This is a genomic window from Corallococcus sp. AB011P (assembly GCF_003611605.1).
Taxonomy (GTDB): domain Bacteria; phylum Myxococcota; class Myxococcia; order Myxococcales; family Myxococcaceae; genus Corallococcus; species Corallococcus coralloides.
The window spans coordinates 293,116-318,676 of the sequence record NZ_RAVX01000009.1 but is presented as its reverse complement, the minus strand read 5'-3'; the positions used below and the strand labels follow the sequence as shown (position 1 = coordinate 318,676).

Annotated in this window: 21 protein-coding genes and 1 pseudogene; 7 read left to right on the top strand and 15 right to left on the bottom strand. The window is 70.4% G+C overall.

Annotation, left to right across the window (positions count from 1 at the left end; translation table 11 throughout):
• Both D7X30_RS23975 and D7X30_RS23970 read right to left on the bottom strand, forming a co-directional pair.
• Positions 1-452: pseudogene (locus tag D7X30_RS23975) on the bottom strand (hypothetical protein); the annotation flags it as partial.
• 7 nt (positions 453-459) lie between these two features.
• Positions 460-1,776, bottom strand: coding sequence for a putative sensor domain DACNV-containing protein (locus tag D7X30_RS23970; RefSeq protein WP_120565259.1), 1,317 nt, complete (start codon positions 1,774-1,776; stop codon positions 460-462).
• Between the two features lie 191 nt (positions 1,777-1,967).
• On the opposite strand from D7X30_RS23970, the gene D7X30_RS23965 reads away from it, so the two are divergent.
• On the top strand, positions 1,968-3,341 hold the full coding sequence (locus tag D7X30_RS23965; protein ID WP_120565258.1) for an amidohydrolase family protein: 1,374 nt from the start codon (positions 1,968-1,970) through the stop codon (positions 3,339-3,341).
• A 21-nt stretch (positions 3,342-3,362) separates the two neighbouring features.
• Here D7X30_RS23965 and D7X30_RS23960 read toward each other — a convergent pair whose 3' ends face one another.
• A complete protein-coding gene (locus D7X30_RS23960; RefSeq protein ID WP_120565257.1) occupies positions 3,363-3,665 on the bottom strand; it encodes a hypothetical protein in 303 nt (100 codons plus the stop codon).
• Between the two features lie 193 nt (positions 3,666-3,858).
• Here D7X30_RS23960 and D7X30_RS23955 point away from each other — a divergent pair, with 193 nt between their 5' ends.
• From D7X30_RS23955 to D7X30_RS23945, 3 genes are all read left to right on the top strand, one after another.
• The gene (locus tag D7X30_RS23955; protein ID WP_120565256.1) at positions 3,859-4,332 is read left to right on the top strand and encodes a YqaA family protein; all 474 of its coding nucleotides are present in this window, start codon (positions 3,859-3,861) and stop codon (positions 4,330-4,332) included.
• Positions 4,333-4,510: 178 nt separating this feature from the next.
• Positions 4,511-6,232: a lamin tail domain-containing protein gene (locus D7X30_RS23950; RefSeq protein WP_120565255.1), complete on the top strand. Its 1,722-nt coding sequence runs from the start codon at positions 4,511-4,513 to the stop codon at positions 6,230-6,232.
• Between the two features lie 101 nt (positions 6,233-6,333).
• Complete coding sequence (locus D7X30_RS23945) at positions 6,334-6,624, top strand: glutathione S-transferase N-terminal domain-containing protein (protein ID WP_120565254.1); 291 nt, start codon at positions 6,334-6,336, stop codon at positions 6,622-6,624.
• Positions 6,625-6,684: 60 nt separating this feature from the next.
• On the opposite strand, the gene D7X30_RS23940 is transcribed toward D7X30_RS23945, so the two are convergent.
• From D7X30_RS23940 to D7X30_RS23905, 8 genes are all read right to left on the bottom strand, one after another.
• Positions 6,685-8,526, bottom strand: a complete 1,842-nt coding sequence (locus D7X30_RS23940) for a S28 family serine protease (protein ID WP_120565253.1) — start codon at positions 8,524-8,526, stop codon at positions 6,685-6,687.
• 76 nt (positions 8,527-8,602) lie between these two features.
• Positions 8,603-10,933: an Ig-like domain-containing protein gene (locus D7X30_RS23935; protein ID WP_158619359.1), complete on the bottom strand. Its 2,331-nt coding sequence runs from the start codon at positions 10,931-10,933 to the stop codon at positions 8,603-8,605.
• Between the two features lie 26 nt (positions 10,934-10,959).
• Complete coding sequence (locus D7X30_RS23930) at positions 10,960-11,394, bottom strand: hypothetical protein (protein ID WP_147443288.1); 435 nt, start codon at positions 11,392-11,394, stop codon at positions 10,960-10,962.
• Complete coding sequence (locus D7X30_RS23925; RefSeq protein ID WP_120565250.1) at positions 11,384-13,588, bottom strand: hypothetical protein; 2,205 nt, start codon at positions 13,586-13,588, stop codon at positions 11,384-11,386. The genes D7X30_RS23930 and D7X30_RS23925 overlap by 11 nt, the downstream gene beginning before the upstream one ends.
• Positions 13,575-13,940: a c(7)-type cytochrome triheme domain-containing protein gene (locus D7X30_RS23920; RefSeq protein WP_120565249.1), complete on the bottom strand. Its 366-nt coding sequence runs from the start codon at positions 13,938-13,940 to the stop codon at positions 13,575-13,577. Before D7X30_RS23920 ends, D7X30_RS23925 begins: the two co-directional genes overlap by 14 nt.
• Complete coding sequence (locus D7X30_RS23915; protein WP_120565248.1) at positions 13,937-14,134, bottom strand: hypothetical protein; 198 nt, start codon at positions 14,132-14,134, stop codon at positions 13,937-13,939. Before D7X30_RS23915 ends, D7X30_RS23920 begins: the two co-directional genes overlap by 4 nt.
• Positions 14,131-14,733 (bottom strand): NapC/NirT family cytochrome c, encoded by a 603-nt coding sequence (locus tag D7X30_RS23910; protein ID WP_158619357.1) that lies wholly within the window; start codon positions 14,731-14,733, stop codon positions 14,131-14,133. The genes D7X30_RS23915 and D7X30_RS23910 overlap by 4 nt, the downstream gene beginning before the upstream one ends.
• Before the next feature lie 106 nt (positions 14,734-14,839).
• Positions 14,840-15,193 (bottom strand): hypothetical protein, encoded by a 354-nt coding sequence (locus D7X30_RS23905; protein ID WP_120565246.1) that lies wholly within the window; start codon positions 15,191-15,193, stop codon positions 14,840-14,842.
• 303 nt (positions 15,194-15,496) lie between these two features.
• Between D7X30_RS23905 and D7X30_RS23900 the strand changes: the two genes are divergently transcribed.
• A complete protein-coding gene (locus D7X30_RS23900; RefSeq protein WP_120565245.1) occupies positions 15,497-17,683 on the top strand; it encodes a peptidase in 2,187 nt (728 codons plus the stop codon).
• A gap of 16 nt (positions 17,684-17,699) precedes the next feature.
• On the opposite strand, the gene D7X30_RS23895 is transcribed toward D7X30_RS23900, so the two are convergent.
• Positions 17,700-18,875, bottom strand: a complete 1,176-nt coding sequence (locus D7X30_RS23895; RefSeq protein ID WP_120565244.1) for an AI-2E family transporter — start codon at positions 18,873-18,875, stop codon at positions 17,700-17,702.
• Between the two features lie 137 nt (positions 18,876-19,012).
• Here D7X30_RS23895 and D7X30_RS23890 point away from each other — a divergent pair, with 137 nt between their 5' ends.
• Entirely contained in the window at positions 19,013-19,429 is a 417-nt protein-coding gene (locus D7X30_RS23890) for a DoxX family protein (protein ID WP_120565243.1), read from the top strand.
• A gap of 10 nt (positions 19,430-19,439) precedes the next feature.
• Here D7X30_RS23890 and D7X30_RS23885 read toward each other — a convergent pair whose 3' ends face one another.
• Complete coding sequence (locus D7X30_RS23885) at positions 19,440-20,729, bottom strand: threonine/serine exporter ThrE family protein (RefSeq protein ID WP_120565242.1); 1,290 nt, start codon at positions 20,727-20,729, stop codon at positions 19,440-19,442.
• 136 nt (positions 20,730-20,865) lie between these two features.
• On the opposite strand from D7X30_RS23885, the gene D7X30_RS23880 reads away from it, so the two are divergent.
• Complete coding sequence (locus D7X30_RS23880; protein ID WP_120565241.1) at positions 20,866-21,669, top strand: pseudouridine synthase; 804 nt, start codon at positions 20,866-20,868, stop codon at positions 21,667-21,669.
• Here D7X30_RS23880 and D7X30_RS23875 read toward each other — a convergent pair.
• A complete protein-coding gene (locus D7X30_RS23875; protein WP_120565240.1) occupies positions 21,666-23,708 on the bottom strand; it encodes a serine/threonine-protein kinase in 2,043 nt (680 codons plus the stop codon). The genes D7X30_RS23880 and D7X30_RS23875 overlap by 4 nt on opposite strands.
• A gap of 27 nt (positions 23,709-23,735) precedes the next feature.
• On the bottom strand, positions 23,736-25,561 hold a 1,826-nt coding region (locus D7X30_RS23870; protein ID WP_147443289.1), incomplete at its 5' end, for a serine/threonine-protein kinase.

Sequence of the window (25,561 nt, the reverse complement as noted above, 5' to 3'; positions counted from 1 at the left end):
CGGCCGTCGCTGCCCAGCAAGGGGCCTTCCTCCAGCAAGCGCAGGCAGTCTCCCGGCTGCTTGCGCTTCTTGCCGCACCACTGCTGGTAGCCGCGCGTCAGGTCGTCCGACGCATCCAGAAGCCGCAACTCCCGTGCCTCTTCCTCGCCCAGTGGGATGACTTGCCGGGTCCGCTCCTTGAACCCGAAGAGGCCGCTGCGCTCCGGCAGGCCGAACAGCTCTCGCGCTTGCCGCAGAGGATGGGCGAAGGGCCGCACGTCCCGGGCGAGCGTCTTCACCGCCGCCTTGAACTCGTCCTCCTCCAACCGGGCCTCGGAGGGAGACGCGCCTTCCTCTTCCCGAGGCGTGACAGTGACTCGCTCGCCGCCATCGACCTCCAGGCGCACGACCCGCGTCGTCGCGCAGCCCGACACGAGCAGCCCCAGCGGCAGCACCCAAAACAGCCGCTTCATTCCGGCCTCAGTCCTCCGTCAGCAGGAGGCTCCAGAGCAGCACCTTCTTCTTGCCGGGCGGCCGGTGCAGGCAGCGGAGCGGGCCGTCCTGGGACGCCACGAAGACGATGGCTCCGGAGTGCTGGTTGGCGAAGACGGCCGCGGCGCGGTGGCGCGAGCCGTGCTGGTGGATGGGGTAGTGCGGCCCGGGACGCCCCTGGAGCGTGCGCGCCTCGAAGACCTGCGGCGGGCCGCTTCGCGGGAGCGCAATCTGATACCCCGCGCAGAGCACCTCCAGCTCCGGCCCCAACACCAGCGCGTTGTCCACCGCCGTGAACTGCCCGATGCTCTCCACCAGCGCCTGGAAGTCGCTCTCCGTCACCTTGTCGTCGTGCTCGGCGGCGGCCTTCTTCAACTCCGGATCCTCTTCCTCCTCCGCCGCCTTGCCGGCCTCCGCCTGCCAGGCGCCGTTGATGAGGTCCGCCCGCGCCTGCACGAAGCGCTGCAACCGCTGGCGCAACAGCGAGCCCTGCTCCGGCGGCAGGACGTACTTGCCTCGCGCCCGGAAGCGCTCCACGTCGTGCTGCTTGGGCAGGAACGCGATGAGCCCTCCGTGATGCAGACCCGCCATCCTCCGGATGAGTCCCTGCACCGCGTTGGACACGTACCACTCGCGGTTGCCGCCCATCAGCGGCTGCACCTTGGGCAGCGACTCCACCAGCGTGGCGCACATCTCCATCAGCGCCGTGCGCACCGCGCTGTCCTCGTGGAAGAGCAGGTCGTGCAACGCCACGCGCCGGCCCGGTGGCACCGGCGCGCCCTGCTCGTAGCGGAACACCTCGCGCCCCTGCGTGCTCACCACCAGGTGGCCCGGCTCCGGCGCGTGCAGGATGAAGACGTCCTCCTCGCCCTCGGCGTGGAACTCCGTGTACTCCACCCGGCGCGCCAGCCCCTGGATGCGCAGCTTGCCTTCGCGCGGCCCCACCACCACCGCCGTGCGCGGCAGGTTCGCCGCGGGCGCCAGCTTCACCAGCGCCTCCACGCTGAAGTCGGTGATGCTCGACTTGGCCTCCAGGGGCAGCGTCTCCCACGCCTGCCGCTTGCCCTTCTGTCCACCGATGTAGACCGTCTCGCGCACCGCCTGCAGGCCCTGCAACCCCTGCGCGTGGTAGGCGATGCGCACTCGCGTGGCCTCGCCCTCCTCGCGGCCCAGGCTCGCGAAGAACACCGTGTCCGCCAGCACGACCAGCAGCTTCAGCGTCGGCTCGGCGAGCGGCGTCTTGGCGAACTGCCGGAGCCACCCGCGCAGGGCTTCTCCGGGATATTGCAGGCCGGGTTCATCCATCGGGCGGGCAGCATAATCACGGCGCCGTGTTTCCCGGTGGAAGTCGCTCGCGCGCCGCGATGCGGCGTTGGGTTCCCACCGTGCGCCCGGCCTGTAGCACCGGCGTCACGACAGTCTTGGGCCACGAAGGGTTGTCGCCACCCGGACGCGCTCCTAGGGTTTCCCCCTTCCCCCCGGAGGAGACCGCCCTGATGCGCTCGCGTTACCTGACCGCCGCCCTGCTCGCCCTCGCGCTGCCGCTGTCCGTCAGCGCGGCGCCTGCCGCCTCCCGCACCGTCGTCTTCCAGGGCGGCACGGTGCTGGATGGCTCCGGGGGCCAGCCGCTGGAGGAGGGCGCGGTCGTGGTGCGCGACGGGCGCATCGTGTCCGTGGGGCTCGCCATCAACGTCAAGGTGCCCAAGGGCGCGGAGGTCATCGACTTCAAGGGCCAGACGCTCCTGCCCGGCCTCATCTCCGACCACAGCCACGTGGGCCAGACGTCCGGCACCACCACGGGCTCCCAGAACTACACGCGGGAGAACGTGGAGAAGCAGCTGCGCCAGTTCGCCGCCTACGGTGTCACCACCGTGACGGCGCTCGGGATGAACCGGCCGCTGTTCAACGAGCTGCGCAAGGAGGCCCACGCGGACACCTTCACCGGCGCGGACCTCTTCGGCGCGGGGCAGGGCATCGGCGTGCCGGAGGGCGGGCCGCCCCAGGCCATGACGAACAACGCGCCCGACCAGCTCTTCCGCCCCACCACGGCGCAGGAGGCCCGCGCCGCCGTGCGCACGCTGGCCAAGAACCGCGTGGACCTGGTGAAGGTCTGGGTGGACACGTTCCTGGGCAAGCTCCCGAAGATGAAGCCGGACATCTACAAGGCCGTCATCGACGAGTCCCACAAGCAGGGCCTGCGCGTCGCCGCCCACATCCACGACCTGGAGGACGCGAAGGCCGTGGTGGACGCGGGCGTGGACATCATCGCCCACGGCGTGCGCGACCAGCCCGTGGACGCGGCCTTCATCCAGGCCATGAAGAAGCGCGGCGTCTGGTACGTGCCCACCCTGGAGCTGGACGAGGCCACCGTCGTCTACGCGGACCAGCCCCTGCTCGTGGACGACCCCGTCCTCCAGCCCGCGCTGTCGCCGGAGCTGCGCGCGCAGTTCAACGACTCCGCGTGGCGCAAAAAGACTTTGGAGGATCCCAAGGCCCAGGAGGCGCGCCACGCGCTCTCCACCAACCAGGCCAACCTGAAGGCGCTGTACGACGCGGGCGTGAAGGTGGGCTTCGGCACGGACTCCGGCGCCACCCCGCTGCGCATCCCCGGCTACGCGGAGCACCGCGAGCTGAAGCTGATGGTCGGCGCGGGCCTCACGCCGGGACAGGCCCTGGCCGTCGCCACCGGGAACGCGGCGGACCTGCTCAAGCTCAAGGACCGGGGCCGCATCAAGCCCGGCCTGCGCGCCGACTTCTTCCTCGTGGAGGGCGACCCCACAGCCAGCATCATCGCCGCGGACCGCATCACCGGCGTGTGGCGCCAGGGCCGCAAGGTGGCGGGGAAGCTCACCGGGGCTCCCGCGCCCTGAGCCGGCGCGCCCCCCGGTGCCCTATTCCTCAATGGGCGGTTGGAGCGTGCCGAAGTGTTCCAGGCCCTGGTCCAGCGCGGAGCGCACCGCGTGGAGCAGGGCGCCGTCCGACATCCGCCGCACCAGGACCATGCCGGTCGCCACGTAGGACGGCGCGCTTCCCAGCCGTGCCTCCAGCGCCTCCAGGGTGAGCACGGTGAGGACGAAGGTGCGTCCGTCGCGCAGCCGCACCACCAGGTTCCGGGAGCCCTCGAAGTGCAGCGCCGGGGGCTCCGCCACCAGCAGGGAGGCGATCCGCTCGTCCTCCGTGTCGATGGACCGCATGCCTGACCGTTCGCGCGTCGAGCGTCGCATGGCGGGGACGATGGTGACCCCCACCCGCGCCTACAACCCCTGCCCCTGAGGGGGCCGCGTCGCCGGACAGCCTCCGGCACCGGGGGGCCAGGATGGCGGGCAAGGGAGCGTTGACGCCGCACAAGACGAACGCCCCGTGCCGGGTGTATGGCCCAGGCCGCCCATGCCCGCCGAGCCGTCCATCCTGTCCACCTGGGGCCTTCCCGGGATGTTCTTCGTCGCCATGCTGGCGGGCTCCGTGGTGCCGGTGCCCTCCGAGGCGATGCTCGCCGCCCTCATCTACAACGGCACGCCGCCGGTGGTGGCCACCGTGGTGGCCACCGTGGGCAACGTGCTGGGCGCGGTGACGCTCTACATCCTGGGCCAGTGGGTGTCGCACGGCGGAGGCGGGGCCGTGGGCCGCTGGGTGGCGCGCCGCCGGGAGAAGGAAGGCCCGCGCATGGCGCGCGTGGAGGCGAACCTGCGCACCTGGGGCGCTCCCGCCCTGCTGATGTCGTGGCTGCCCATCCTGGGGGACGCGTTCGTGCTCGCGGGCGGCTTCGTGGGCGTGCGCCCCTTGCCCTTCGTCGTCTTCGTCACGCTGGGCAAAGGCCTGCGCTACGCCTTCGTCGCGCTGTCCACCACGGCCGCGATGTAACAATGCGTAACATTGCGCGTCCCCGCCGGGGGGGATGCGGCGCTCACGCAACGTTTCAAGGAATGTGACGGATAAACGGCGGAGGCGTCGTGTACGCGGAATACTGCGTCCGCGGCGCTGCCGTGACGTCCTTGAACCTCTACGGCTCCCGGGTTTTCCGGGAGCAGGATGAAACATCGTGAGCCTGAAACAAGACCTCTTCCGGCGGCCTGCCGCCTCCTGGCGTACGTGGTCCTTCACGCTGGTGTGCGCGGCGCTCAGCGCGTGCGGTGGCTCCGTGGAGGCGGATGCGGAGCAGCCGGCGCCGGAGCTCGTCGCGCGCGAGGACTCGCTGGCGAACGTGCGGCTGCGCCTGATGGCGGCCAACCTGAGCAGCGGCAATGGACAGGACTACAACCCGGGCCACGGCATCCGCATCTTCCAGGGCACGGACGCGGACGTCGTGATGATCCAGGAGTTCAACTACCAGACGGACTCCGCGGCGGACATCCGGGCCTTCGTGGACACGGCGTTCGGCACGGGCTTCTCGTACTACCGCGAGGCCGGCGCGCAGATTCCGAACGGCATCATCAGCCGCTACCCCATCATCGCCGCCGGCGAGTGGGACGACACGCAGGTGTCCAACCGCGACTTCGCGTGGGCGCGCATCGACATCCCGGGCCCCAAGGACCTGTGGGCCATCAGCGTGCACCTGCTGACGACCAGCTCCAGCATCCGCAACACGGAGGCGTCCAACCTGGTGAAGTTCATCAACGCCAACGTGCCCGCCAGCGACTACCTGGTCATTGGCGGTGACTTCAACACCGGCAGCCGCAGCGAGGCGACCTTCAGCACCTTCTCCAGCGTGGTGTCCACGGCGTCGCCGTACCCGGCGGACAAGAATGGCAACACCAACACCAACGCGGGCCGCAACTCGCCGTATGACCACGTGCTGGTGGACAACGACCTGCGCGCCTACCAGACGTCGGTGGTGATGGGCTCCAGCACCTTCGCCAATGGCCTGGTGGTGGACACGCGCGTGTACTCGCCCCTGTCCGACATCTCCCCGGCGCTGTCGGGCGACAGCGGCGCGTCCGGCATGCAGCACATGGGCGTCATCAAGGACTTCCTCATCCCGGGGGACGGCGCGACGGCCTCCACCGTGACGGTGCTGTCGCCCAACGGCGGTGAGAGCTGGACGGCGGGCTCGGCGCGCACCATCACCTGGTCCGCGTCCGGCGTCTCCAACGTGAAGGTGGAGTATTCGCTGAACGGCTCCACCTGGACCACCATCACGTCCAGCACGGGCGCGTCCTCCGGCAGCGTGGCGTGGACGGTGCCCTCCAGCGCCAGCACCACCGCGTGGGTGCGGGTGAGCGACGCGAGCAACGCCACCGTCACCGACCTGTCCAACGCGGCCTTCACCATCACCACGGGCGGCACCGGCGGCACGGGCAACGTGTTCATCAACGAGGTGCTCATCAACGAGCCGGGCTCGGACGTGAACGGCGAGTTCGTGGAGCTGGTCAACAGCGGCACGGCGGCGGTGGACCTGAGCGGCTGGACGGTGTCGGACGGCACGGCCGTGCGTCACACCTTCGCCAGCGGCACCTCGGTGGCGGCGGGCAAGGCGGTGGTGGTGTTCGGCGGCGCGTCCGGCATCCCGTCCGGCACGCCAGGCGCGGTGGCCGCGTCCACGGGCTCGCTGGTCCTGGGCAACAGCGGTGACACCGTCACGGTGAAGAACAGCGCCGGCACGGTGGTGGACACGGCCACGTTCGCCTCGTCGCTCGCGGGCACGGACGGCGTGTCCGCCAACCGCAGCCCGGACACGTCCTCCACGGGCAGCTTCGTGCTGCACACGGGTGTGTCCAGCCTGAGCAGCTCTCCCGGCAAGCGCGCCAGCGGCGCCGCGTTCTAGTGCTGAACACCGCTCCTCCGGACCGCGCTGGTCCGGAGGAGCGACCTGGGAGAGTGTTCCCCCGGAACGTCCCGCTTCCGGACGCGAGGAGCCCTCCCATCATGCTGAAGGTCCATCACCTCTCCGAGTCCCGCTCGCAGCGCATCCTCTGGCTCCTGGAGGAGCTGGGGCTCGACTACGAGGTCGTCCGCTACGAGCGTGATCCGAAGACGGGCTTCGCTCCGCCGGAGCTCAAGGCCATCCACCCGCTGGGCAAGTCGCCGCTGGTGGAGGACGGCGGCCGGGTGCTGGCGGAGCTGCCGAACCTCACGGCCTACCTCGACCGGCTCCACGCGCGCCCCGCGTACCAGTGGGCCCTGGAGCGGGGCGGGCCGTACGAGATGGGCCGCTGAAAAGACGACGGGCCGCCCCGGAGCACACCGGGACGGCCCGCGACCTGTCCGACTGTCGGACTAGTTTTGCGTCGCCGCGCGCAGGCGGGGCGGCACATGGGGCCCGAAGTCGGGCGGCTCCTCCGACTGCACGAACCTGGGAGCGCGCTTCAGTGGGGCGATGCCCATCCAGCGGTTGAGGTTGGCCTTCGCCTCCGCCTGCGCGCCCGCCGGGAGCTGGCTGATGCGCGCGCCGTGGTTTCCGCCCTCCACCGTGTACAGGTAGGAGTCCTGCGAATTGCCCAGCACGTAGGCCGCCGCGGTCCACGGGTCGTAGCTGCCGTAGATGAACATCAGGCGCTGTCCCTGCGAGGACACCCAGTCCTGGATGTCCGGCATCGCGCTGGGACGGAACACGAACGGGATGCCAGGGGGCGAGTACACCTCGCCGGTGTCGGTGTCCGGGAAGTGGATGAGCGAGCCCAGGTGCTTCTCATAGGGCTGGGGCCAGCCCAGCTCCGCCGCGGCCTGGTAGTAGTAGGCGGCGTACGGCGTGATGCCCTGGTCCGAGAAGGACCGGATGCCCACCGCGTAGTCCATCGTGTCGAACAGCTCCTGGTCCGTGGCGGTGGCGGCGGGGATGTTCTGGGTGCAGTTCTCCGCGGAGTCGTACTGCCAGAAGGCGAAGTAGGTCTCGATGGCGGCGTGCTCCAGCGCCAGCTCCCGGCCCAGCTGGGAATACGTCAGGTTGAACCTCGCCGCGTAGGCATCCACGAGGGAGAGCATCTGGCTCCGGCGCAAGAGCACTTCACGCTGGAAGGCCCACAGCCGCTCGCGGCACGCGACCTGCGCGTCGCCGCCCACGGTGTCCTGGAACGTCACGAAGCGCTCGTCGTTGCGCTTCGTGATGGGCGCCACGTACGCCACGGTGGCGTCCACGTCGTCCGGGTGGAAGCGGCGGAAGAACACCACCGTCTCGCCGCCCTTGCTGCCGCCGGTGGACACCCACTTGCCGGTGTAGATGGGCTTGAGCGCCTGTGTGATGCGGTGGAAGTCATCCGCGGACTGGCGGATGGTGAGGTGGCTCCAGTCTGCGGGCGACGGGATGCTGGGCGGGAAGAAGCGGTGCTCCACGGCGACCTGGTTGGCGGACAGGAGCTGCGTGGGCTCCGAACGGCCGGTGCCGGTGGAGACGTTGTAGCCGCTGGTGGAGAGCACCATCGGGCTGGCGTCCGCCTTGTGCATCAGCGTCAAGCGCTGCTCGAAGCGCTGGCACTCCGGGTGGGCGTGGTCCGACGGCTGGTTGTACCGCAGGACGAAGTGCCGGTAGCCCGCGGGGACACTGCCGCCGGTCCGGTCCTGGTCCACGATGAGGCCCGGGATGGCCTCCAGCCGGGTCCGGATGTCCAGCGACGTATCGCCGATGACGCTCAGGTCCGGGGGCGTGTCGACCCAGCCGCTCGGGGTGCATGCCACCACGCCGCCGTCCGTGCCCGCATCGGCGTCCGTGCCCGCATCACTCTCCGAGCCCGCGTCCGTCCCGGAACCCGCATCGGTGTCCGTGCCTGCGTCCGTCCCGGAACCCGCATCGGCGTCCGTGCCTGCATCGGCGTCCGTGCCTGCATCGGCGTCCGTGCCTGCGTCGGTGTCCATGCCCGCATCGGTGTCCGTGCCTGCATCGGTGTCCGTGCCTGCATCGGTGTCCGTGCCTGCGTCGGTGTCCGTGCCCGCGTCGGAGCCGGCGTCCGAGCCCGCATCAGAGCCGGCGTCCACGGTCTGGGTGCCGCTGTCCGGACGCGGGTCGTCCGGCTCGTCATCGCCACAGGCGACCGGTCCCCCCAGCAGCATGAGCAGGGGAACAAGCGACGCCCAGTGGGCCAGGCGCGCCGGCTTGGAGGGCTGGGAGAACAGGTAGGGCTTCATGGGTCCGCGTTCCTCGGCGACCGCGCCCGCCGGGCCTGTCCCGGCGAGCAACGGTGCTCACGCGCGGATTCCAGCCTCAAGGCCGGAGCATGTTCAAGGGGGCCGCCCCCGTGAGGTCCTCCACGCTGTCGTAGAGGAGCTGCCCGATGTAGTTGAAGTTGTGCGCCCAGGCGCCCGGGTCCTTCTTGCTCAGCTGGTAGTTGTGGGCGGCCTTCACGAGCGCCGGTGTGAACGGCGCGAACGCGTTGGCGGAGACGGACTCGGTGGCGCTGCAGGCCCCGTTCTTGTCCGTGTCCTTGAAGAAGTACGGATTGACGTCGCCGTTGTAGCAGAGGCCGTTGCTCGTCACCCCGCGCATGGCGGTCAGCACGCGCGCGGCCATGCCCTCCACCTCCGCCTCCAGGGTCTCCGCCGTGTTCCCGTCGCCGTCGTAGTCCGACACGTGGACGAGCCGGATCTGCTCCGCCGCGCTCTGGTCCGCGTGGCACGTCTCACAGCGCTCGTTCCACACGTCCTGGATGCGGAAGGTGTGGTTGCTCTTGCCCGGGACATGGCAGCTCGTGCACTGCACCCCGCCCATGTGCGTGAGCCGGCCCGCGTAGGTCTTGTTGGGGTACTCGTAGCCGATCCGCGCCAGCGTTCCTTCGCGCGTCCCCGCGGCCGGCAGGTAGTGCACGTTCTGGAAGCGCGGCGTGCCCCCCGCGCTTAGCGCCGTGTCGATGGTGGCTTTGGACGCGCGGCCGATGTGGCAGTTGGCGCAGAGGTTGTCCTGGCCCGGCAGGTTCACCGTCTTGCCGTCCGGCAGCCACGTCTGGGAGGGGACGAAGACGTCGTAGTCCGGTTCGAAGTTCTCGTGGCAGGTGGCGCACTCCAGGCCGTTGGCGGTCTCCGGCACCAGCTGCCCGACCCCGTACTGGACGAAGAAGCGGTAGCCCTGCGCGCCGCTGTGGCAGCGCGAGCAGCTGGCCTGGACGGTCTCGCTCGAGTCCCAGTTGCGCGCCGCCTTGCTGGCGCCGTTGAAGTGGCCCGGATCGTTGCGCACCAGCAGCGACGTGTCGAAGGGCACGCTCAGCGCCGTGTTCAACGACTGGGTCGAGTCATGCAGCAGCTGGATGATGTACTTCGCGTTGTGCGCGAACGCGCCCGGGTCCACCCGGGACAGCTGGTAGTTGTACGCCGCCTTCTGCAGGCGAGGGGTCCAGCCGGCGAACGCGTTGGTGGCGGTGGCTTCGGTCTGAGCGCAGGTCCCGTCTCCGTTGGTGTCCCGGAACCAGTACGGGTGGGTGTTGCCGTAGCAGAGGGGCCGGGCCCGCTCCGCGCCGTACCGCTGGATGGCGGCGAGCAGCCGGTCCCGCAGGCCCTGGATCTCGTAGTAGACGCCCTCGGTGCGGTTGTTGTCCCCGTCGTAGTCCTGATTGCGCGAGGCAATCTGCCGGATGTCCCAGGCCTTCGTGACGTCGGTCACGCCGGGGTGGCAGGTGGCACAGGCATCCCAGCGGACCCGCGTGGTGTGCGGGTCATGGCACTCGTTGCACTTGTCGAAGCTGGGGACGTGGCGGAAGCGCGAGTCGTAGACCTGATCCGCGTACTGGTAGCCGCCCGCGGCCTGACTGGCGAAGAGCGTCGCGCCCGCGGGGTAGTAGTGGATGTTGGTGAAGCCCAGGGCGGGCGAGGCGGTGTCCTCACCCACCACGCCCGCGTCCGCGACCTGCGCGTCGATGTCCCTGCCCGCGGCGCGTCCCTGGTGACACACCACGCACCTCGCCTCCGGGCCCAGGCCGGTGACCTGCTTGCCCGAGGGGAATGTGACCGAGGTCAGGCTTGCGGCGGCGCTGTCGTGGCACGTCTCGCAGCGGACCACGGACTGCGTCGGCGCGGGGGCGTCCACCTTGCCAGGGGCGGACCCGTCACCGCCCAGGAAGTCGATGTAGCCCTCCGAGCTGTGGCACCTCGCGCAGCTGGCGGGGACAAGGCCGTCCTCGTTCCAGTGGGAGAAGGCCTCGGCGGTGGTGTCCGCGTGCGGAGAGCCTGACCAGGCGAGGTAGTAGGGCACCTGGTTGGGGTCGACTCCGCCGTCGCCCGCGAGGCCTCCCATCACCACCACCACATGGCGCGCCTCCAGCCTGGAGCTCGCGCCGGTGACCTTGATGGCGGTCTCTCCCGCGCCCACGCCCGTCACCTGCCCGGAGTCGTCCACGGTCGCGATGGCCGGGGCCTCGCTCTCCCAGTGGTAGCCGTCGTCGGTGGCCTCGCGCGTGGTGACCGTGAGCTGGATCGCCTGGCCCACGAGCACCGAATGCGGGCCGTCGGTGACGAGCTCCGGGTGGGGTGTCTCCAGCTTGGCGCAGGCGCTCAGCGCGCAGGCCAGGAGCAGCGCTCCGGCCGGGAGCAGGAGGGGTCGTCTCATGGGGGCCGCCTCGGGAAGAATGTGCGTCATGGTTGAGCGCCTCCGGAGATCCACGCCAGGAGGGTCTGGTACTCCGGGGTGCCCTCCCCATAGACGGCCCCGCCGCCGTGGCCCGCGCCGGTGGCCTTGCGCAGCAGCCGGCTGGCGGAGGGATTGGAGGTGTCCGTGAGGGAGATGGCCGCCGCGTAGTCCGCGTCGGCATCGCCCGTCAGCAGGAAGGAGGTGTTGCCAGCGGAGCCCCCGCTGCGATGGCAGCTCTGGCAGCCGGTGGTGAGGAGCGGATGGGCGTCGCTCGCGAAGGACACGGCGCTTCCTCCGTCCCCTTCGCCGCCGCCGTCGGTGGGGGGCGCACCGGCGTCGGCGGCGACGGGGCCACGCTCGAAGTCCGCGCAGCCCAGGGCCAGCGCGAACATCGCGGTGAGGACCGCGGCCCGTGTCTGGATTCGGGAGTCAGAACTCATACGCCACCACCAGCCGGGTGAAGTCGTCCGGCGTCTCGTCTGTCTTCTCCAGGTTCCAGAACTGGAAGAGGCCGGCGCTCAAGCCCCGCCACCGCGCGACCACGCCCACGTTGTGGCTGGAGGCGTCCTCCCGGGTGAGCGCGTTCGAGTCCAGGATGAGGCCTCGCCGGTTTCCGAAGGTGCGCAGCCCCTGCCGGTACTGGACGTAGAGCCAGTCCGTGGGGTGGTAGCGCAGCTGGAGGTAGCTGGCGAAGTGGTAGTAGTCCTCGCCCGGCCCGCCGTAGCCCTCCGCCTCTCCCCCGGAGACATCCGCGCGCAGCAGCCCGGCGCCCAGCGAGAAGTGCTCCAGCACCGGAAGCCCGCGCGGACGCCACACCGCCACGTCCAGCGCCTGGAGGAACAGGCGGCGCCCAAACCCCAGCGAATTGAAGTAGGGCGAGTACCACACGTTGATGGGCCCCCAGGAGCCGCCAAGCCTCGCTCCGACGCCCAGTCGGGTGTCCTCCAGCGGTGCCAGGTCCGACTGGAGGTTGAGCACCGCGTCCGCGCGCTTCAGCCGGTAGCCGGAGATGACGTAGGCGTCGCCGGAGAATGCGAGCGGCCCCATGCGGCGCTCCACGTTCACCGTCAGCCCTTCGCGGGCGAACACCACCGGAAGCACCCGCTGGTCGAAGCCCGCGAGCCCTCCGTAGCCGTGGTGGAAGAGCGGATCCGCGCCGAAGGGCACCAGGATCTTCCCCCCCTTGGCGAACACCTTCACCGGCCAGGACGCCTCGCTGAGCCGGTAGCCCACCTCCCAGAACTGGAGCGAAAGGAGCTCCAGGGTGAGGGTCACCGGATCCTCGGCGGACTGCCGCGTCAGGAAGAGGAAGTGGTGGTAGCTGCGCAGCGCGCTCTCGCCCTCTGACTTGAAGGGGTGGTCGTTGTAGTTGACGCGCTCGTAGTTGAGGTCGAAGCGTCCGTTCAGGCTCAGCGAGCCGAGGACCGGGAAGGTCCCCAGCGGCACGCCGCCGTGAGGGCCCGACGGCGCGTGCGGGCTGGCCGGGGTGGATGGCGGTGTTGGGGGCGCCGCGGCGGGCCCGGGCGCGGGCGTGGCGGTGGCCACGGCGGTGTTCTCGGGGGCCGGTGGGGTCGTCCCCAAGGCGCCCGCGTCAAGCCACCGGGCCAGGAGCGACAGCTGCGCGCTGCCCGGCTCCCACACCGCGCCGCCCGGGTGCGAGTCGCCCTTCGCGCGCTGGTACAGGATGCTGCTGGCGGCGGTGCCGGGCACCACCAGGGGCTCCACCGAACGCAGGTGCTGCTCCGGATCCGCGTGCGTCACGTAGCGGCTGGAGCCGGCCATCCCGTCCGAGGCATGACAGCTGGAGCAATCCGCCAGCAGCGCCTCGTGCACCTGGGGAGCGAAGCGCGGCGCGGCCGAGGCGTCTCCGGAAGGCGGGCCGGCGCTCGCGGACGCGGATGGTGCTGGCGGAGAGGCGGGGGGCGTGGACGCGCCGGGCACCGGATTGGCGCCGGGAGGCGTGGCCGCGACGGGCGCTGGAGTGGCGCCGGGAGGCGTGGCCGCGACGGGCGCTGGAGTGGCGCCGGGAGACGCGGGCGCGCCGTCGTGGGACGGATGGGGAGCGCCAGGGCTGGCCGTGGTCAGCGCCGCGGGCGTGCCGCCGCGTGCCTTGCCGGGCGGAGCGCCTCCTTCAATCCACCGCAGGATCGTCGCGTACTCCGCCGACTCCACCGCGAAGACCTTCTTGCCTCCGTGGAGCGTGGTGCCGGTGCCCTTCTTGAGCAGCGGGCTCTGGGCGGCGGTGGCGGGCTGCACGAAGCGCAAGGTGGCCTCGTAGTCCGCCGGCTCGCCCCGGAGCACCCAGCGGGACCGGGACGCCATTCCGTCCGGGCCGTGGCAGGACCCGCACTCCTTCTCCAGGATGGGCCGGACGTCCTCCGCGAAGCCCGGCACGCGGGGCCGGTTCGCGCTGGCGGGCGTCCGGGCGGGGGGCGCGGACGGGGGCCTGGCGGCCTCCGTGGGGGACGGCGTTCCCGCATCGGGCGTCGCCTGCGCGGGGGGCGGCTTGATTCCCAGCCGCTCCTGGAGTTGCCGCCGCTTCTCCTCCTGCGACTGCGCTCGCGCGGGGCCTGGGGTGGACAGCACCAGCGCGCAGGCGAACAGCGTCCAGGTGCCCAGGTCAGCGACGCGCATGGCACGCCTCGCAGTCCATGGAGCGCCAGGCCCTGGCGGCCTGTCCGTCATGGCAGCGCCCGCAGTAGCGGCCCTCTCGCATGTCCTGATGCGTGAAGCCCAGCCGGGCCTGCGGGAACGTGCCGGGGTGGCAGCTGTAGCAGTACATGGAGCCATGCCCCCAATGGGAGAACAGCGCCGGAGCGGGCGCGGCGCGCTCCTTGAGCGGAGGCAGCCGGATGTCCTGCGGCGAGTTCACGGCGAAGATGGGAGTCGTGAACAGGAGGAGGGCGACGAGCCCCACCCGCCACCGTCCCCCGCGAAGGAGGACGGACCCGGACGGCCCCGAGGCGTCAAACGCGGAGCGCCTCATAGGGCTTTTTGCTCCTTCAGGATCTTCCAGACCGTGACGCCGTAGAGCAGGACCCCCAGCAGGACCCCGGGCACGCCCACGGCGGTGGAGATGACGAAGGTCAGGGGCGTCCAATAGAAGAGGGCGAACAGTTGGATGAGCAGCCCCGCCAGGACGAAGAGGGCCGCCACCCGGATGCGCTTGTCGTGGCTCATGGGCTTGGTCGCTCCGGCAGCCAGAAGTTCTGGGCCTTCACGCCCTCCAGGTCGTGCGCGAGGTCATGACAGCCCAGGCACGAGCGGGCCCCGCTCTGGAGCTCCGCCTGGAGCTCCCGGTGCGGCCCGGCCTCCAGGTAGCCGCGCGCGTCGTTGTGGCAGTGGAGGCAGTTGTAATTGGGATACGGCTGATAGAGCCGGGGCTCCGGGGGGATGGTCCCGAAGTAGTGGACCCAGACGTGCCGCAGGCCGTTGAGCTTGGCCTTCGCGTCCCCGAAGAGCGCGTAGTCCGTGTGGCAGGAGAAGCAGGTGGAGTCGCGGTTGATGAGCCGCTTCTGGTAGTGGACCGCGGCCAGGGCGTTGGGGTTGTCCACGAACAGGCTCTGCCCGTAGCGCTCCATCTCGTGGCAGCCCATGCAGAACTGGGTCTGGCTCGATTCGCGCACGCCCACCGCGACCCCGGCACCGCTGACGGCCAGCGGCAGGATGGCCAGTCCTCCGAGCAGCACCAGGCGTCCCAGCCCGTTCGCGGTGAGGTGGCCAGCGGCATGGGCAATCATCCCCACGAGCACGGCCACCGCGCTGACAATCACAATCATGAGGGTGGGCAGTGGAGCCTCCATGGAGCCTGGGTCGTGACAACCGTGCAGTGAGGCGATTCAGAGCGCTGTGGGACCCGGAGGGCCGCCGCCACGGCGTCTCGCGCTACCGGGAGGGCTCCCCGGCGGAGGGCGGAAGGGGGATGGGCTCCACCTTCGCTGTCTGCCCGTCCACGCGCAAGTCCAGGGACTTCTGGCCCGCCGGCGAGGCGTACCGCAGCCACCAGGACGCCTCCCCTTGCTTCGCCATCACCAGTTCCAGGGCCTGGTCCTGGCTCCGCGCGAACGCGGCCCCCAGCCTCACCGCCTCCTGATAGCCCACGGTGAGCGCCACCGAGGTGGGCGGTGGCGGCAGCGGGGGCGAGGGATCCGCACGCGTCTGCATCGAGGACCCCGCGCACCCCGCGGCGCTGAGGGCGGCGAGCAGGACGGCGCGGCGCAGGGAGAGCGAAGAGGTCATGGTCGCTGGCTCGAACGGAGGGAGGAATGAAACCTGTCCGGCCTTCGACACTGCATGCCCCGTACCGGGATGGACTGGTGCCCTCCGTGGCGGTGGGCCCGGGCGCGGGTGCGCATCCCGCTAGGGGGCCCGGCGCAAACCTTGCGCGAGCCGGCGGCATCCCGCGCATTCCTTGCGGGGAGCGGGACCCAGCCCGCTCCGGCCGCACACTCTGTCTGGCCGTGAGGGGCGCGGCGGCGCGCGGCTTGAGTCCACCCCGCGCGCGGGGTAGCCACGTCCCGTCACGTCTCCTTGGAGCCTCCCATGAAGCCCCTGCTGCTGGCCGCCGTCCTCGCCGCCGCGCCCGCCACCCCGCAGAAGCCGCCCGCGCCTGACGCCGGCCTCACGCAGGCCGCGCAGCCCTCCCTCACCGTGCCCGGAGGCAAGTTCCTCCGCGCCCGCTCCGGCAACACCGCCGTGGCCCAGATGTTCGCGCCGGGCATCGCGGAGCTGTCCCTGGCGGAGAAGCGCGTGGCGTGGTCCCTGACGCTCGCGGCGCACGCGGGCGAGGACATCGCGTTGGATCAGCTCGGCTGGAAGCTGGTGCCGGCGAAGCAGTTGCTGGAGGGCGTCTGGCTCTTCGGCCGGGACGCGCAGAGCGCCGCGTCCGGCTTCGACGGGAAGCTGGCGGACTACCTGCTGCGCTTCTACGGGCACGGCGGCAACCACGACAGCACCACCGGCCAGAAGTTCGTCCCGGCCTTCACCGCGGAGCAGCTCGCGGCTGGCGCCTCGCGCGCGCTCAAGGCCGGCGCACCCTGGACGGTGAAGGACGAGGCCGCGCTCCAGGCCTGGCTCCAGGACCTGACGCCCACCCTCTTCGACGCGAGCTTCGAGCCGCAGCTCACCTCCAAGGCCCCGCCGCCGGGACAGGACCTCCTCACCGCGTCCTCCAACACGGCCTATGGCCCTGGTGTGACGGAGAAGGACCTGGTGGGCTTCAAGGAGAAGTACCCGCTCAACTCGCGCGTGGTGAAGCAGGACGGCAAGCTCACGGAGCAGGTGTTCCGCGCGGGCACGCCGGACGGCAAGGTGAAGCCGGGCCTGTACGCGAAGGAGCTCTCGCGTGTCATCGCGCACCTCCAGGAGGCGATGAAGTCCGCCGAGCCCGCGCAGAGGGCCGCGCTGGGCAAGCTGGTGCGCTACTTCCAGACGGGCAGCCCCAAGGACTGGGACGCGTACAACATCGCGTGGCTCAAGGTGGACCCGAAGGTGGACGCCAACCTGGGCTTCATCGAGACCTACGTCGACCCGCGCGGCCACAAGGGACAGTGGGAAGGGCTGGTCAACTACCGCGACACGGCGGAGAACCAGATCATGGTGCTCATGGGCCAGAAGGCCCAGTACTTCGAGGACCGGCTGCCCTGGCCCCAGAAGTACCGCCGCAAGAAGGTCTCGCCGCCGGTGGCCAAGGCCATCAACCTCATCACCTCCAACCCGGAGCCGCCCGCGGGCATCAACCTGCCCAACGAGCAGCACATCCGGGAGAAGTACGGCAGCAAGAGCGTGATGATCACCAACGTCATGGACGCCGCCTCCGCCGTGACGCGGCTGCCCCTGGCGCTGGAGTTCTCCCGCACGGCGGAGGACCGCGAGCAGGCCCAGAAGTACTCCGTCACCGCGCGCAAGTGGCTGGTGGCCTTCCACGAAGTGCTGGGCCACGCGTCCGGCCAGGTGGATCCGAAGTTGAAGGGCCAGTCCCCGTCCGTCTTCCTCAAGGAGTACGACAACACGCTGGAGGAGGCGCGCGCGGACCTGATCGCGCTGTGGCACGCGTTCGACCCGGCGCTCGCGGAGCTGTCGCCGGACCACGAGGCCATCGCCCGGCAGATGTACCGGGACTTCCTGGTGGAGGGGCTCACCAACCTGCGCCGCGTGGAGACGGGCAACGCCTTCGAGGAGGACCACCAGCGCGGCCACCACATGACGGTGACGTTCCTGGAGGAGAAGGGCGCGGTGAAGCAGGTGACGGAAAACGGCCGCACCTACCTCACGGTGCCGGACTACGCGAAGATGCGCGAGGCCGTGGGCGAGCTGCTCTCCAAGCTGATGGTCATCAAGGCCACCGGCGACTACGAGGGCATCCGCGCGCTGGTGCAGGAGAAGGGCATCCACTTCGACCCGAAGCTGCGCGACGAGGTCGCCCGCCGGGTGAAGGCCGTGGACGTGCCCACGGTGCTGCTGCTCAATTCGCCGCGCGTGATACCGGTGCTGGACGCGAAGGGCGCGCTGGTGGACCTGAAGGAGGACACCACCCAGGCCTTCGTGGATCAGCACCTGGAGCGCAGCCTGCTGGGCCGGCTGTCTCCCTCGGAGGCCAGCCGCGTCGCCGCGAAGGTGGCGGGCTCGCCGGACGCGGTGCGCGAGGCCTTCAAGGAGCTGGGGCCGGACACGGCTCCGGCGCCGACCCCCGCGAAGAAGGGTGCGGCGCCGGTGAAGTCCACGCCCTGAGCGGAACGCGGGGCCGTCAGTGGTTGGACGGCGTGTCCGCGTCCGTGATGGGCGTTCCGGACTCCGTGGTGAGCACGACGTGCTGGGAGCCCGGCGGGATGGGGCCTCCCGGCGTGGCCGGGTCGCCCATCCGTCCGTTGGGCCGGCCGTAGTCGCGCTCGTAGATGCGCACCACGGAGAGGAAGAAGGCGACGATGAGGGGCCCCAGCAGCAGGCCCACCGCGCCGAACGCCGCCAGGCCGCCCAAGAGGGCGAAGAAGACGATGGCGCCGTGCTGGTTCATGCCCTTGCGGGCCAGGAGCGGCTTGACGACGTTGTCCACGAGCCCCACCACGACGACGCCCCAGATGGCCAGGAAGAGGGCCGCCCACGGGTGGCCGCTGAGGAACATCAGGCCCGCGGCGAAGAGCACCACCACCGCGGCGCCCACGGCGGGGATGAGGGCGAGGAAGAAGGTGAGGCCCGCGAAGAACAGCGGCGCGGGCACCCCCACGATGAGGAAGCCGATGAGCGCGACCGCCGCCTGGACGCCCGCGGTGGCGATGGTGGAGACGAGCACCGACACGGAGGTGCTCTTGAACTCGCGCAGCAGCTCCCGCGTCTGCCCGCGCCTGAGCGGCGATACGCTCTCAATCCACTGCACCAGCCGCGCGCCGTCGGTGAGGAAGAAGAAGAGGGCGATGAGCATCATCGTCAGCTGGAGGATGATGCTGCCCGTGGCGGCCACCGCTCCCGTCACGGCCTTGGCGGCGGTGCCACCCTGGTTCGTCACCTGCTCCTGGAGCTTCTGGTCCAGCTCGGCCTGCTCCAGCGGGAGCCGCTCAATCAGCTTGCTCACCGGGCCCTGGATGCCGCTGGGGAGCTTCTCCACCAGGCCCGTCATCCCGTCCTTCTGCACGGCCTCCGTCACGAAGCGTGCGCCCTCGGACACCTCCGCGACGACGAAGGCGGTGAGGCCGCCCAGGGGCAGGAGCAGGGCCAGCAGGATGCCGCTGACAATGAGCCCGGAGGACACGTTGCCGTGGCCGCGCAGCCGCTTCTTCAGCCGGGTGTGCAGTCCGTAGAAGGTGCCCGCCAGCACCGCCGCCAGGAAGAACGCCTCCGCGAAGGGCCGGATGACCAGGCACAACAGGACGATGGACAGCAGGATGAGACCCACGAAGACGCGTCGCGCTACCTGATCGGAGGCCATGGCCTTGCCAAGTTATGGAGCCGGACCTGCCGACGGGAGCCTGCCCGGCCGGATTGTCTCCGGAACATTCCCCACGCACTGGCCGCCTGCCTGCTCACGGAGCTTGGGAGCGGCGGAGGGGGCGCTAGAGTGCGCGCATGCCGCCCTTCGACTCCGCCCGCTTCACGCTCTGGCTTCCGCAGCTCCTGTGCGCCGCCTTCCTGGCCATCCTCTTCCTGCAGTCCGGCCTGGACAAGGTCGTGGACTGGAAGGGGAACCTGGGGTGGCTGACCGGCCACTTCTCCAAGTCGCCCCTGAAGGGCGTGGTGACGCCGATGCTGGCGGTCATCACCCTGATGGAGCTGGCGGCCGGGGCGCTGAGCGGAGCGGGCGCGGTGGCGCTGCTGGTGAACGGCAGCCCGTTGCTCGCGTACCTGGGCGCGGTGCTCTCCGCGGTGTCGCTGCTGGCGCTCTTCTTCGGCCAGCGCATGGCGAAGGAGTACGCGGGCGCGGCGGTGCTGGTGCCGTACTTCATCGTCGCGCTCGCGGGTGTGTACCTGATGCGGCTGGCGTGAGGCCGGCCCTTTAGAGCACCTTGCGCGAAGGCATGATGGCGTTGGCGGACAGCAGGCCCGCCGCCAGCGCCACCGCGACCATCAGCATGGAGAAGGCCGTGTCCACGCCGGCCACCACGTCGCGCTCCAGCAGCGACGCGAGGCTGCGAAAGCCCACGCTGCCGGGGACGAGCAGCATCAGCCCCGGCACCACGGTGGTGACGGCGGGCCGGTTGCGCAGCCGCGCCAGCGCGTTGCTCCCAATGCCCAACAGCAGCGCGCCCGCGAAGGCGCCCAGCTGAGGCCCCAGGAGCAGCGCTCCCAGCCGCGCGCCCATGAACGCGGCGGCGCCGGCCAGGGCAATCCATCCCCAGTCCCGCGGACGGGCGCGGAAGAGCACCGCGATGGCGAAGCCCGCCACCACGAGCGCGGCGATGGCGACCCCCGGGGGTAGCACCGTGGGCAGGGACGGCGTGGGCATGGGCACGGGAGGCAGCACCGTGGCCACGCGGCTGCCCAGGGCCGCGCCAAAGCCCAGCTGCAGGAAGATGAGCGCGGCGTGGGTGAGGCGCGACGTGCCGGAGATGAGGTTGCGCGTGGCCACCTCGTTGACGGCGATGGTGAGCGTGAGGCCGGGTAGCAAGACGATGAGGCCCGCGAGCGTGGCCACCTCGCCGTGCAGCGGGCCGAAGAAGTGGGCCGCGAGCCCCGCGAACGCGGCGGACAGCACGGCCGCCACGGGCTCCAGCACGCGGGCGGTGGTTGGCTGCTTGCGGGTCAGCAGGTCCAGCATGCCAATGGCCAGGCTGCTGAAGCCGGCGACGCCCATCTCCTTCCAGCCGCCGCCGAACAGCAGCGCCGCGGAAGCGCCCGCCAGCATCCAGCAGAGCAGTTGAAGCGCGGGGCCGTAGCGCGGCGGCCGGGCGAGGATGTCCTCCACGCGGGGTGCGCCCTCCGCGGGCGTGAGGCGCCCGTGGATGACGTCGTCCGCGAGCATGTCCAGGAGGATGAGGCGCTCCAGGTCCATGTCGCCGGGCTCCACGCGGATGAGGCTGGTGCGCAGGTCCTCGGGCGGGCCGAAGGAGGCGAAGATGGAGGTGGGCGTGGAGAAGAAGCGGGCCTCCAGGCCCAGCCGCTCGCTCACCTTCATCATCAGGCCCTCCAGGCGGTGGGCGGGCGTGCCGAGGCGGTGCAGCGCGTGGCCCAGGCGCAGCACGAAGGCCACCGCGGGGCCGGGCGGCGGGGGCGCGAGGGAGGCGACGAACTCGGGCGGGGCTTCAGCGGTTTCGGGGGGACGCGTGGACACGGCGGGCGCGCACATGCGCAGAGCCGCCTGGGGGAGTCAAACGGCGTGGTGCCCCCCTGGAAGCCCTCCTGCTCGTATCCATGTCCAGGGTGTTCGGGGAAATCCCCTGGCGTGACGCATCTGATACAGCGGGCGGCAGACGGGAGGACGCATGGCGCGCAAGCAACGGACGCCCAGGTGGCTGGAGGCCGCGAGGCGCAGGGGACCGGAGACCCCGGTGGGCCCCCGCACGGACTGGCTGGCGCGAGCGTTGGGCCGGGCCGGCGTGCTGCCCCGGGCCGAGGCCGCGCAGGCCATCCATGACGGCCGCGTGGAGGTGGACGGCCGGGTGGAGCGGGAGCCGTTCGCGCCGGTGGGAGAGGGGACGCGGGTGCGCGTGGACGGCGTGGAGCGCGCGCTCACGCGCCAGGTGCGGGTGCTGATGTTCCACAAGCCCTCGGGGCCGGTGGTGCACGGGTCGGATCCAGAAGGCGTGGGCACTGTCTTCGAAAGGCTGCGCGCGGTGCTGCCGCCGGAGCTTCAAGGCTTCGAGTGGTACGCGGTGGGCCGCTTGGACCGGGACACCACGGGGCTCCTGCTCTTCACCAACGACGAGCGGCTGGTGCGGCACGCGACGGCGCCAGAGACGCACCTGCCCAAGCGGTACGTGGCGCGCGTGGAGGGGCAGCCCCCGGAGGCGGCGCTGGCGAGGCTGCGAGAGGGATTGACGCTGGAGGACGGCCCCACGCGCCCGGCGGAGGCCGTGCTCCGCGCGCCCGACGTGGTGGCGCTCACGCTCACGGAAGGAAGGCACCACCAGGTGAAGCGGATGCTCGCGGCGGTGGGGCACCCGGTGCTCGCGCTGCACCGTGAATCAGTGGGGCAGGTGGCGCTGGACGTGGCGGAAGGGGCGTGGCGCGAGCTGACGGAAACGGAGGTGGCGCAGGGGTTGGGGTTCCAGCCCGGCGCGGACTAGAAGCCGAGGTTCTTGATCCGCTCTCTCGCCTTCGCTGGGTTCGCCATGTTCCTGGGGGACATCAGCATGTACCGGTCGTGGGCCTTCTTGGCCTTGGCCTTGTTGCCGGTCAGGGTGTAGGCGGTCTCCAAACCCAGCCAGGCTCGCCGGAGACTGGGATTGTTCCGGGTGACGTCCTCCAGGAGCTTCACCGCCTGCTTGTGGTCCTTGGCGGTGCCCGGCTTGAGCTTGATGAGCGTCAGGCCCAGGTCGAGCTTGGTGTCGAACGAGTCCGGCTTCATGGCCAGCGCGTTCCGGTACGCGGCGGCGGCCTCCGGGTACTTCTCGTCGCGGAACGCCGCGCGGCCGGTCTCCATCATGTCGGCGAAGGTCTCCGGCTTCACGATGCGGCCCGAAGCCGATGAGAGCGCCTTCGCGTCATCCAGGATCCGCACGACCTTGGCGCGGCTGGGGTGCGTGTCGGGGGCGTACTCCAGGAAGCGCTGATAGTGCGTCACGCTGCTGCGGCTGTCATTGATCCGCGAGTAAAGCATCCCGAGCAGGAGCTGGCATTCCCCTTCCCGGGGGAACCGCGTCTCGCATTGATGCGCCAGGTCCAGGGCGTCCTGGAGCCCTCCCTGCTGCACCCGCGCCTGGACGCGGTCCTGATAGTCGGCCAGGGACAGGGGCGCTTCCGGAAGCGGTTCCACCGTGAGGGGCGCGCTGCCTGTCGCCTGGGGGACCGGTGTGGCCGCCAGGGTGGGGGGCGGTGCCGTGTCGGAGAGGGATTGAACAGCGGCGGCAGGACGCTCGATGGGGCGCGTGGCTCCAGGGTGCTCGGGAGGCGCACCGGGGGCGCCGAGGAGCCAGAAGCAGCTGGCCCCGATGGCCAGGCCCGTGGTGCTCAATCCCAGCATCCACTTGCGCGACGCCGCGGGGGCGAGCGCGGTCGGGGCTTCCTCCTCCACGATTTCAACGCGGGATTCGGGGAGGGGGATCCTGCCGGTATGGAGCAGCGGCCTGGGCCGCGCGGGCTTCTTCGGGAGCGCCGGTTCCTGCTCGCGCCAGGACTCCAGCTCCTCCTGGAAGGAGGGGGGAACCGACAGCTCGCGGCCGTGCGAGAGCAGGTCGTCACGAAAGAGCATCCGCAGCAGGTGCGCGAGGCTCAGCGAGGAGACACCCGGGTGGTTCGTGTGCAGGAAGCCAGAGAGGGCTTCCGCGAAGGCGTGGCTGGATTCGAAGCGCTCGGACTGCTCCGGATGCAGGGCCTTGAGGACGATTCGCTGGAGTGCTGCTGGCAGGTCCGGCCGTGACTCGCTCAGCGGCGGGAGCTCGCCGCGCGCGATGCGCATCATCACGGCCTGGGGAGGCCCGTCCAGGGGAAGCCGCCCGCAGAGCAGTTCGTACAACACGACGCCCGTGGCCCAGATGTCCGTGCGCGCGTCCACGTCCTCTCCGCGCGCCTGCTCCGGGGAGAAGAAGAGGTACTTGCCCTTCACCACGCCGGGCTCGGTCTTGAGGTCCCGGATGAGCTGGGCCTTGGCGATGCCGAAGTCGACGATCTTGACCTGGCCCTCGTAGCTGATGAGCACGTTGTCTGGAGAGATGTCGCGGTGGACGATGCCCAGCGGCTGGCCACTGCTGTCCGTGCGCGTGTGGGCGTAGTGCAGCCCCCGGCACATCTCCATGGCGATGAAGACGGCGATGGGGACGGGCAGGGCGCCCATGCCGCTCTTCATCGCGCGCTTGAGGAAGCGGTGGAGCGGCTGGCCGTCCACGAACTCCATGGCGAGGAAATACCCACCGTCCACCCGGCCGAAGTCGAAGACCTGGGCGACGTTGCCATGGGACAGCGTGGCGGAGATGCGCGCCTCGCTGATGAACATGGAGATGAAGGCCTCGTCGTTGGCGTACTCGGGAAGCACTTTCTTGATGAGCACGGGCTTGGTGACGCCCGCGTCGCCTACCAGCTGGGCGCGCCACGTCTCCGCCATGCCGCCCTGGCCCAGCCAGGACACCAGCTCATACCGCCCGAAGGCGTCCCCCGCGTGCAGTGCCATTGGGCGGGTATCCTAAGCGCAGAACCGCTATTCGGTCATGCTGCTGGCGTACGCCCTTGAGGGATGGTTCTGGGGAGCGAGCGTCAGGAATAGCAGATAGTGTTCGCGGCTCTGCTTGCGTTTGTAGAGGCGCTGGTAGCTGTCGCCCAGGATGAGATGGCATTCTGCGTTCCGGGGATCGAGCAGGACGCACATCCGCGCTGGGCCAAGCGCTTCGGCCTTTCGTCTTCGCTTGGAGGTCTCGGCGGCCTGCTTGTGGAACAGCTTGCTCCAATCACCGTCACTGCGCCCGGGTGCCGCCGAGGCTTGCGAGGCCGTCCCGGACGGCTCCTCGGTCATCTGCGCCAGCAGGAGCGCCACGTCGAATGGATTCGGATCGAAGTCCGATGAATACAGCAGTTCGATGACGCGACTGCGATGGGGATTGCCTTCGGGGGTCAGCCGCACGAAGGCTTCGTAGTGGTCGGCGCTGGCTTGCAGATTCCGGAATTTGGCTTCGATCACGCTCAGGAAGAGATGGCATTGCGGCGCCTCCGGGTACTGGACCACGCAGTCATTGGCGACGATCCGCGCGCTATTGAAGTCCTGCTGCCCGATGAAGTCGCGGAGCTTCACCATGAAGTCACCGACGGTGAGCGGCCTGGCGCTCACGGCGGCCACCGCGGGGCTGGCGGTGGCGGGGGGAGGGCTCTTGGGCGGAGGGCTGACCGTGGGCGGGGGCGCGGGCATTTCCCTGACAGGCTGCGGAACGTTCCTGGCGGAGAGGGGACGGGGCTGGACCTCCGGGGCATTCGCGTTCGACAGCAGCCACCAGGACGCGCCGAGCCCCAGAAGTGTCGCCAGGGCCAGCGGGTAGAGACGCTGACGTGGCGCCTCCTGGATGGGAGCGGGTGTTTCCGAGCCGGAGGGACGGGTTTCAATGCGCGAAGAGCGCGGCTTGCCTGGCTCCGTGGAGCTCCGCGTGCGAGGAGACCTGGTGGGCGGGGGAGCGCGCCAGGCGCTCATCTCCTCCAGGAAGGAGTGCGGCACTTCCAGCTTCCGGCCTCCCTGGACCAACTCCGCCTGGAAGAGGGAGCGCAGCAGGTGGGCAACGGTCATCGCGGAGAAGCGCGGGAAGTTCGAGTAGAGGAACCCCGCCAGCGCATCCCCGAACTCATGACTGGACTCGAAGCGCATGTCCCGGGTCGGAGCGAGCGCTCGCAGCAGGATTTCATTCAAGGCGTCCGGCAGGTCCGGCCTCAGGACCTTGGGGGCCGCGAACTCGCCGCGTCCGACCCGCATCATCACCACGTGAGGCGGCCCCTCCACGGGCAGCTTCCCGCAGAGCAGCTCATACAGCACGACGCCCGTGGCCCAGACGTCCGTGCGTGCGTCCACGTCCTCTCCGCGCGCCTGCTCCGGGGAGAAGAAGAGGTACTTGCCCTTCACCACGCCGGGCGCCGTCTTGAAGCCCCGGATGAGCTGGGCCTTGGCGATGCCAAAGTCGACGATCTTGACCTGACCTTCGTAGCCCAGCAGCACGTTGTCCGGGGAGATGTCCCGGTGGACGATGCCCAGCGGCCGGCCGCTGTTGTCCGTGCGGGTATGCGCGTAGTGCAGGCCCCGGCACATCTCCATCGCGATGAAGACGGCGATGGGGATGGGCAGGGCACCCAGGTCGCTCTTCAGCGCGCGCTTGAGGACGCGGTGGAGCGGCTGGCCATCCACGAACTCCATGGCCAGGAAATACTCCCCATCCACGCGGCCGAAGTCGAAGACCTGGGCCACGTTGCCGTGGGACAGCGTGGCGGAGATGCGCGCCTCGCTGATGAACATGGAGATGAAGGCTTCGTCGTTGGCGTACTCGGGAAGCA

What these genes read in the sequence shown, in the direction of transcription:
- D7X30_RS23970 (WP_120565259.1), bottom strand. Translation starts at nt 1,776, where the DNA reads ATGGATGAACCCGGCCTGCAATATCCCGGAGAAGCCCTGCGCGGGTGG.
- D7X30_RS23965 (WP_120565258.1), top strand. Translation starts at nt 1,968, where the DNA reads ATGCGCTCGCGTTACCTGACCGCCGCCCTGCTCGCCCTCGCGCTGCCG.
- D7X30_RS23960 (WP_120565257.1), bottom strand. Translation starts at nt 3,665, where the DNA reads ATGCGGTCCATCGACACGGAGGACGAGCGGATCGCCTCCCTGCTGGTG.
- D7X30_RS23955 (WP_120565256.1), top strand. Translation starts at nt 3,859, where the DNA reads ATGCCCGCCGAGCCGTCCATCCTGTCCACCTGGGGCCTTCCCGGGATG.
- D7X30_RS23945 (WP_120565254.1), top strand. Translation starts at nt 6,334, where the DNA reads ATGCTGAAGGTCCATCACCTCTCCGAGTCCCGCTCGCAGCGCATCCTC.
- D7X30_RS23940 (WP_120565253.1), bottom strand. Translation starts at nt 8,526, where the DNA reads ATGAAGCCCTACCTGTTCTCCCAGCCCTCCAAGCCGGCGCGCCTGGCC.
- D7X30_RS23935 (WP_158619359.1), bottom strand. Translation starts at nt 10,933, where the DNA reads ATGAGACGACCCCTCCTGCTCCCGGCCGGAGCGCTGCTCCTGGCCTGC.
- D7X30_RS23930 (WP_147443288.1), bottom strand. Translation starts at nt 11,394, where the DNA reads ATGAGTTCTGACTCCCGAATCCAGACACGGGCCGCGGTCCTCACCGCG.
- D7X30_RS23925 (WP_120565250.1), bottom strand. Translation starts at nt 13,588, where the DNA reads ATGCGCGTCGCTGACCTGGGCACCTGGACGCTGTTCGCCTGCGCGCTG.
- D7X30_RS23920 (WP_120565249.1), bottom strand. Translation starts at nt 13,940, where the DNA reads ATGAGGCGCTCCGCGTTTGACGCCTCGGGGCCGTCCGGGTCCGTCCTC.
- D7X30_RS23915 (WP_120565248.1), bottom strand. Translation starts at nt 14,134, where the DNA reads ATGAGCCACGACAAGCGCATCCGGGTGGCGGCCCTCTTCGTCCTGGCG.
- D7X30_RS23910 (WP_158619357.1), bottom strand. Translation starts at nt 14,733, where the DNA reads ATGATTGTGATTGTCAGCGCGGTGGCCGTGCTCGTGGGGATGATTGCC.
- D7X30_RS23905 (WP_120565246.1), bottom strand. Translation starts at nt 15,193, where the DNA reads ATGACCTCTTCGCTCTCCCTGCGCCGCGCCGTCCTGCTCGCCGCCCTC.
- D7X30_RS23900 (WP_120565245.1), top strand. Translation starts at nt 15,497, where the DNA reads ATGAAGCCCCTGCTGCTGGCCGCCGTCCTCGCCGCCGCGCCCGCCACC.
- D7X30_RS23895 (WP_120565244.1), bottom strand. Translation starts at nt 18,875, where the DNA reads ATGGCCTCCGATCAGGTAGCGCGACGCGTCTTCGTGGGTCTCATCCTG.
- D7X30_RS23890 (WP_120565243.1), top strand. Translation starts at nt 19,013, where the DNA reads ATGCCGCCCTTCGACTCCGCCCGCTTCACGCTCTGGCTTCCGCAGCTC.
- D7X30_RS23885 (WP_120565242.1), bottom strand. Translation starts at nt 20,729, where the DNA reads ATGTGCGCGCCCGCCGTGTCCACGCGTCCCCCCGAAACCGCTGAAGCC.
- D7X30_RS23880 (WP_120565241.1), top strand. Translation starts at nt 20,866, where the DNA reads ATGGCGCGCAAGCAACGGACGCCCAGGTGGCTGGAGGCCGCGAGGCGC.
- D7X30_RS23875 (WP_120565240.1), bottom strand. Translation starts at nt 23,708, where the DNA reads ATGGCACTGCACGCGGGGGACGCCTTCGGGCGGTATGAGCTGGTGTCC.